The 8,089-nt window shown below is 63.0% G+C and carries 5 protein-coding genes; all 5 read right to left on the reverse strand.

The features are described 5' to 3' along the window. The coding region (locus D7Y61_RS22205) for a GTP-binding protein (protein ID WP_258010329.1) at window positions 1–314 on the reverse strand (314 nt) is incomplete at its 3' end. A 52-nt stretch (window positions 315–366) separates the two neighbouring features. After that, window positions 367–2,508: an elongation factor G gene (gene fusA / locus D7Y61_RS22210; RefSeq protein WP_010480354.1), complete on the reverse strand. Its 2,142-nt coding sequence runs from the start codon at window positions 2,506–2,508 to the stop codon at window positions 367–369. A 141-nt stretch (window positions 2,509–2,649) separates the two neighbouring features. Beyond that, window positions 2,650–3,123 carry a 30S ribosomal protein S7 gene (gene rpsG, locus D7Y61_RS22215; protein WP_004145321.1) on the reverse strand — a complete coding sequence of 158 codons (474 nt, stop codon included), beginning with the start codon at window positions 3,121–3,123 and terminating at the stop codon, window positions 2,650–2,652. Between the two features lie 12 nt (window positions 3,124–3,135). Beyond that, complete coding sequence (gene rpsL, locus D7Y61_RS22220) at window positions 3,136–3,510, reverse strand: 30S ribosomal protein S12 (protein ID WP_004145320.1); 375 nt, start codon at window positions 3,508–3,510, stop codon at window positions 3,136–3,138. 283 nt (window positions 3,511–3,793) lie between these two features. Beyond that, window positions 3,794–8,017, reverse strand: coding sequence for a DNA-directed RNA polymerase subunit beta' (gene rpoC / locus D7Y61_RS22225; protein WP_094002411.1), 4,224 nt, complete (start codon window positions 8,015–8,017; stop codon window positions 3,794–3,796). Window positions 8,018–8,089: the final 72 nt, after the last annotated feature.

An 8,089-nucleotide genomic window follows, 5' to 3' on the forward strand; every position in this document is an offset into this window, starting at 1 on the left:
ACCAGGATCGCGCCGTCCATCTGGGCGGCACCGGTGATCATGTTCTTGACGTAGTCAGCGTGGCCCGGGCAATCGACATGGGCGTAGTGACGGACCGGGGATTCGTACTCGACGTGCGCGGTCGAGATCGTGATACCACGAGCCTTTTCTTCCGGCGCGGCGTCGATCGAGGAGTAATCCTTGAACTCGCCACCGAAGCGCTCGGCACCGATCTTGGTCAGTGCAGCGGTCAGCGTGGTCTTGCCGTGATCGACGTGACCGATGGTGCCGACGTTGACGTGCGGCTTGGTGCGCTCGAACTTACCCTTTGCCATTGTTCTATACCTTGATTGTTCGTAAGTGGTTTCAAGAGAGGCTGAGCGAGGCTCAGCCCTTCTTCATGACGGCTTCGGCGATGTTGGTCGGAGCCGGCTCGTAGTGATCGAATTCCATGGTGAAGGTGGCGCGGCCCTGGGTCTGCGAACGCAGCGCAGTGGCGTAGCCGAACATTTCACCCAGCGGGATCATCGCGTTGATGATCGAAGCGGAGCCGTCACCGGTGGTGTCGGAACCCTGCAGCACGCCGCGACGACGGCTGACGTCGCCCATCACGTCACCCTGGTAATCCTCCGGGGTCACGATCTCGACCTTCATGATCGGCTCCAGCAGCACCGGCTTGGCCTTGGCGAAGCCCTGCTTGAAGGCCATCGACGAAGCCAGCTTGAACGCCATTTCCGAGGAGTCGACGTCGTGGTACGAACCGAACACCAGCTTCACCTTGACGTCCACGACCGGGAAGCCAGCCAGCGGACCGCTGGTGATGGTTTCGCGCAGGCCCTTTTCAACCGACGGAATGAATTCCTTCGGGATCACGCCGCCGGTGATGTCGTTGATGAACAGGAAGTCGTCCTTGATCATCGGAGCGATCTTCGGATCGGCACGATCTTCAGCGGTGATCGGCGACAGTTCGATCACGACGTGACCGTACTGACCCTTACCACCGGACTGCTTGGCGTGCTTGTAGTCCGACTTGACGTCAGCCAGGGTGATGGTTTCGCGGTAGGCCACCTGCGGCGCGCCGACGTTGGCTTCAACGTTGAACTCGCGCTTCAGGCGGTCGACGATGATGTCCAGGTGCAGCTCGCCCATGCCCGAGATGATGGTCTGGCCGGATTCTTCGTCGGTCTTGACGCGGAACGACGGATCTTCCTGCGCCAGACGGCCCAGGGCCAGACCCATCTTTTCCTGGTCCGACTTGGTCTTCGGCTCGACGGCCATCGAGATCACCGGCTCCGGGAACGTCATGCGCTCCAGGATGATCGGGGCGTCCACGGCGCACAGGGTGTCACCGGTGGTGGTGTCCTTCAGGCCCACGGCAGCGGCGATGTCACCGGCCAGAACTTCCTTGATTTCCTCGCGGTTGTTCGAGTGCATCTGCAGGATGCGGCCGATGCGCTCCTTCTTGCCCTTCACCGAGTTCAGCACGGTGTCGCCACCGTTCAGGGTGCCCGAGTAGACACGGAAGAAGGTCAGCGCGCCGACGAACGGGTCGGTGATGATCTTGAAGGCCAGCGACGAGAACGGAGCCTTGTCGTCCGACTTGCGGGTCATTTCGACGGTGTCGTCGTCAACGTCCACGCCCTTCACGTCCGGCACGTCGACCGGCGACGGCAGCAGCTGGATCACGCCGTCCAGCATGGCCTGCACGCCCTTGTTCTTGAAGGCCGAGCCGCAGTACATCGGCACGATCTCGGTCGCCAGGGTACGGGTACGCAGGGCGTTGATGATTTCGGCCTCGGCCAGCTCTTCGCCGCCCAGGTACTTTTCCATCAGCTCTTCGCTGGCTTCGGCAGCGGTCTCGACCATGAACTGGCGAGCCTCTTCAGCCGGACCCTGCAGTTCGGCCGGGATTTCACCGTATTCGAACTTCATGCCCTGCGAAGCCTCATCCCAATGGATGGCCTTCATCTTCAGCAGGTCGACAACGCCCTTGAAGTTGTCTTCAGCGCCGATCGGCAGCTGCATCGGCACGGCAACCGCGCCCAGCTTGGCCTTCAGCTGGCCGACGACCTTCTGGAAGTTGGCACCGGTGCGGTCCATCTTGTTGACGAACGCGATGCGCGGCACGTGGTACTTGTTGGCCTGGCGCCACACGGTTTCCGACTGCGGCTGCACGCCACCGACGGCGCACAGGACGAAGACGGCACCGTCGAGCACGCGCAGCGAGCGCTCCACTTCGATGGTGAAGTCGACGTGCCCGGGGGTGTCGATGATGTTGAAGCGGTGCTCCGGCAGGGACTTGTCCATGCCCTTCCAGAACGCGGTGGTGGCAGCGGACTGGATCGTGATGCCACGCTCCTGCTCCTGCTCCATCCAGTCCATGGTGGCGGCGCCGTCGTGCACTTCACCGATCTTGTGGCTCTTGCCGGTGTAGAACAGGATGCGCTCGGACGTGGTGGTCTTGCCGGCATCGATGTGAGCCATGATGCCGAAGTTACGGTAACGCTCGATGGGAGTGGAACGGGCCACGGGAGCCTCTCAGATTTCTTGGATTTCGGATGGCCGAACGCCGCCTTTCGGCGGCCTTCGGATTGGCGCAGTCCTTCTGGGACCGCGAGGCAGCACGCACCGAAGTGGTGCTGCCCTGCCTGTTTTACAAGGCCGTCAAACTCACCAGCGGTAGTGGGCGAATGCCTTGTTGGCTTCGGCCATGCGGTGGGTTTCTTCGCGCTTCTTGATGGCGCCGCCACGGTTTTCCGAGGCGTCGATCAGTTCAGCAGCCAGCTTCTTCGGCATGGTGTTCTCACCACGCTTGCGCGCGGAGTCGATCAGCCAGCGCATGGCCAGGGCCATCTTGCGCGACGAACGCACTTCGACCGGCACCTGGTAGGTGGCACCACCGACGCGGCGCGACTTGACTTCGACCGCCGGAGCGACGTTGTCCAGAGCCTTCTGCACCAGTTCAATGGCGTTGGCGCTGCTGTTCTTCTCGGTGATCACGTCCATGGCGCCGTACACGATCTTTTCGGCGACGGACTTCTTGCCGCTCTGCATGACCATGTTGATGAAGCGGGCGATGGTTTCGCTTCCGTGCTTCGGATCGGGCAGGACGGAACGCTGCGGAGTATTACCCTTACGCGACATAGTGCTCTCTCCTTATGCCTTCGGACGCTTGGCGCCGTACTTGGAACGGGCCTGGCGACGCTTGGCAACGCCGGCGGCGTCGAGCGAGCCACGAACGGTGTGGTAACGCACACCCGGCAGGTCCTTGACGCGACCGCCGCGGATCAGGACCACGGAGTGCTCCTGCAGGTTGTGGCCTTCACCACCGATGTAGGAAATCACTTCTTCCTGGTTGGTCAGGCGGACCTTGGCAACCTTGCGCAGAGCCGAGTTCGGCTTCTTCGGAGTGGTGGTGTAGACACGGGTGCAGACGCCACGGCGCTGCGGGCACTTGTCGAGCGCCGGCGAGGCACTCTTGTAGGTGGTCGCTTGCCGCGGCTTGCGGACCAGCTGGTTGATCGTCGCCATCAGTAGGTTCTTCTGATTGGTGGCCGGAAAATCCGACCAGAGATGCGGAAATGTTAAAGCAGGCCAAAATTCTGGCCTGCTGAGACAGACGATTGTAGCAACCTGCCAGGAAAGCAGTCAAACGCCTCCTGTCAAGCCCGTTCCTGATCCCGGAACGTTACTGGGGGGCCTCCATGTACCCCGTTCAGGTTGGCGGAGGTGATCGCGGACGACCTCCCCTGCCCTTTCCCAATCCCATCGATGAACCGATGGGTGGTCCGGCCTTGCGGCCGGACCGGATACCTCATTCTTCGCCCGAAGCCTGTTCAGCTTCGGCTTCAACCACCGGTGCCTCGACCGCGGCCGGGGTGCCGGCCAGGGTCTGCATTTCCGACTCGGTGAGACCGGAAGCGCCGCGACGGCGGTTGCTGTGGTACGCCAGGCCGGTACCGGCCGGAATCAGGCGACCCACGATGACATTTTCCTTCAGGCCACGCAGGTTGTCCGAGGTGCCGCGGACGGCCGCTTCGGTCAGCACGCGGGTGGTTTCCTGGAACGACGCGGCCGAGATGAACGATTCGGTCGCCAGCGAGGCCTTGGTGATACCCAGCAAGACCGGATCGAAGTGCGCCGGCAGCTCGTTGCGGGTCGACAGGCGCGCATTCTCCTCGATAACGCGCTGACGCTCCACCTGTTCACCGTTCAGGAACTTGCTGCTGCCCTGGTCGGTGATCTCGACCTTGCGCAGCATCTGGCGGGTGATCACCTCGATGTGCTTGTCGTTGATCTTCACGCCCTGCAGGCGGTACACGTCCTGGATTTCCTTCACCAGGTAGGCGGCCAGCGGCTCGACACCCAGCAGACGCAGGATGTCCTGCGGGCTCGGCTCGCCGTCCACGATGGTTTCACCCTTGGTGACATGCTCGCCTTCGAACACGATGACCTGGCGGTACTTCGGGATCAGCTCTTCGTGCTCCGAACCATCGGTGTCCTTGATGATCAGGCGCTGCTTGCCCTTGGTGTCCTTGCCGAAGCTGATGATGCCCGAACGCTCGGCCAGCACCGCCGGATCCTTCGGCTTGCGCGCTTCGAACAGATCGGCCACGCGCGGCAGACCACCGGTGATGTCGCGGGTCTTCGACGCTTCCTGCGGGATCTTGGCGACCACGTCACCCACGCCGACGGCAGCGCCATCCTGCAGGTTGACGATCGAGCGCGGCGGCAGCAGGTACTGCGCCGGCAGATCGGTGCCCGGGATCGACAGGTCGTTGCCCTTGGCGTCGACGATGCGCACGATCGGGCGCAGGTCCTTGGCCTGGGTACCACGACGCTTCGGATCGGTGATTTCGCGCGAAGCGAGGCCGGTCAGCTCGTCGGTCTTCTCGATGACGGTAATGCCGTCGACGAAGTCGATGAAGCGGATGAAGCCGGCCACTTCCGACACGATCGGGTGGTTATGCGGATCCCAGTTGGCCACGGTCTGGCCAGCCTTGATCGCATCACCGTCCTTGGACGTGATGGTTGCACCGTACGGCAGCTTGTAACGCTCACGCTCACGGCCGTGGGCATCGAGCACCGAGATTTCGCCCGAGCGCGACACTGCCACCAGCGAGCCGTTGGCGTGCTCAACCGACTTGAGGTTGCTGAACTTGACCGAGCCGGTGGTCTTGACGGTGATGTTGTCGACCGCAGCAGCTCGCGACGCCGCACCACCGATGTGGAACGTACGCATGGTCAGCTGGGTACCCGGCTCACCGATGGACTGGGCGGCGATGACGCCGACCGCTTCACCGATGTTGACCAGGTGGCCACGGGCCAGATCGCGGCCGTAGCAGCGCGAGCAGACACCGAAGGCCGATTCGCAGGAGATGGTCGAGCGGACCTTGATGGTCTGCACGCCGGCATCTTCCAGCTTGGCAACCCAGGCTTCGTCCAGCAGGGTGTTGCGGGTGACGATCGGATCTTCGTCGTTGCCCGGCAGGAACACGTCCTCGGCAACCACGCGACCCAGCACGCGATCCTTCAGCGGCTCGACCACGTCGCCGCCTTCCACGATCGGGGTCATGATCAGGCCTTCGGTGGTACCGCAATCCACCTCGGTGATCACCACGTCCTGCGCGACGTCCACCAGACGACGGGTCAGGTAACCCGAGTTCGCGGTCTTCAGCGCGGTATCGGCCAGACCCTTACGGGCACCGTGGGTGGAGTTGAAGTACTCCTGCACGTTCAGGCCTTCGCGGAAGTTCGCCTTGATGGGCGTCTCGATGATCGAGCCGTCCGGACGGGCCATCAGGCCACGCATGCCGGCCAGCTGACGGATCTGCGCCTGCGAACCACGCGCACCGGAGTCGGCCATGATGTACAGCGAGTTCATCGACTTCTGGTCGATGGTCTCACCCTTGGCATTGACGACCTTCTCGGTACCGATGGTGTCCATCATCGCCTTGGCGATGCGCTCGTTGGTGCGCGACCAGATGTCGACCACCTTGTTGTAGCGCTCGCCGGCGGTGACCAGACCCGACTGGTACTGCTCCTGGATTTCCAGCACTTCGGCTTCGGCCTCGGTGAGGATGCCCTTCTTCTCGTCCGGGATCAGCATGTCATCGATGCCGATGGAGACGCCGGCGCGGGTCGCGTAGGCGAAGCCGGTGTACATCAGCTTGTCGGCGAACACGACCGTGTCCTTCAGACCCAGCTGGCGGTAGCTGGAGTTGATCAGGCGGCTGATGTTCTTCTTGGTCAACTCGGTGTTGGCCAGCGCGAACGGCAGGCCTTCCGGCAGGATTTCAGCCAGCAGGGCGCGACCGATCGTGGTGTCCACGATCGAGGTCTTGTTCTGCTTGACGCCGTCTTCGTCGGTCACCACTTCGGTGATGCGGACTTTGACGCGCGCGTGCAGTTCCACCACGCGGTTGTCGTAGGCACGCTTCACTTCGGCGATGTTGGCGAAGGCCATGCCCTCGCCCTTCTTGTTTTCCAGCGAGCGGGTCATGTAGTACAGACCCAGCACGACGTCCTGCGACGGCACGATGATCGGCTCGCCGTTGGCCGGCGACAGGATGTTGTTGGTCGACATCATCAGCGCACGCGCTTCCAGCTGGGCTTCCAGCGAGAGCGGCACGTGGACGGCCATCTGGTCACCGTCGAAGTCGGCGTTGAACGCGGTGCAGACCAGCGGGTGCAGCTGGATGGCCTTGCCTTCGATCAGCACCGGCTCGAACGCCTGGATGCCCAGACGGTGCAGGGTCGGCGCACGGTTCAGCATCACCGGATGCTCGCGGATGACCTCTTCCAGGATGTCCCAGACTTCGGCTTCTTCGCGCTCGACCAGCTTCTTGGCGGCCTTGATGGTGGTGGCCAGGCCACGGCGCTGCAGCTTGGCGAAGACGAATGGCTTGAACAGCTCAAGCGCCATCTTCTTCGGCAGGCCGCACTGGTGCAGGCGCAGGTACGGGCCGACCACGATGACCGAACGGCCCGAGTAGTCGACGCGCTTGCCGAGCAGGTTCTGGCGGAAGCGACCCTGCTTGCCCTTGATCATGTCGGCCAGCGACTTCAGCGGGCGCTTGTTGGTGCCGGTGATGGCACGGCCACGACGGCCGTTGTCCAGCAGCGCATCGACCGATTCCTGCAGCATGCGCTTTTCATTGCGCACGATGATGTCCGGCGCGCTCAGTTCGAGCAGGCGGCGCAGGCGGTTGTTACGGTTGATGACGCGGCGGTACAGGTCGTTCAGGTCGGAGGTCGCGAAGCGGCCGCCATCCAGCGGGACCAGCGGACGCAGGTCCGGCGGCAGCACCGGCAGCACAGTCATGACCATCCATTCCGGACGGTTGCCCGATTCCAGGAAGGCTTCGATCAGCTTGATGCGCTTGGTGAGGCGCTTGAGCTTGGTTTCCGAACCGGTAGCAGCGATTTCCTCGCGCAGGCGGGTCATTTCCGACTGCAGATCGATCGTGCGCAGCAGTTCGTACACGGCCTCGGCACCCATTGCGGCGTCGAAGTCGTCACCGTGCTCCTGGCGGGCCTGCAGGTACTGTTCTTCGGTCAGCAGCTGGCGGCGTTCCAGGGCGGTCAGGCCCGGCTCGGTCACCACGTAGGCTTCGAAGTACAGCACGCGCTCGATGTCGCGCAGGGTCATGTCCAGCATCAGGCCGATGCGCGACGGCAGCGACTTCAGGAACCAGATGTGCGCGACCGGCGAGGCCAGGTCGATGTGGCCCATGCGCTCACGACGCACCTTGGCCAGGGTCACTTCGGTGCCGCACTTTTCGCAGACCACGCCGCGGTGCTTCATGCGCTTGTACTTGCCGCACAGGCACTCGTAGTCCTTCACCGGGCCGAAGATGGCGGCGCAGAACAGGCCGTCGCGTTCCGGCTTGAAGGTACGGTAGTTGATGGTTTCCGGCTTCTTCACTTCGCCGAAGGACCACGAACGGATCAGGTCCGGCGAGGCCAGCGCGATCTTGATCGCGTCGAAGTCCAGCGTCTGGCGCTGCTGGTTGAAGAGGTTGAGCAGGTCTTTCATGGTGTTCTCCAGAAGGAGGAATGCTGTGTCGATGGGCTTTCAGTTGACTGCCAGCGGCGCGGSGGSGGRGGC

Source organism: Stenotrophomonas maltophilia, assembly GCF_013464485.1.
GTDB lineage: Bacteria > Pseudomonadota > Gammaproteobacteria > Xanthomonadales > Xanthomonadaceae > Stenotrophomonas > Stenotrophomonas maltophilia_AW.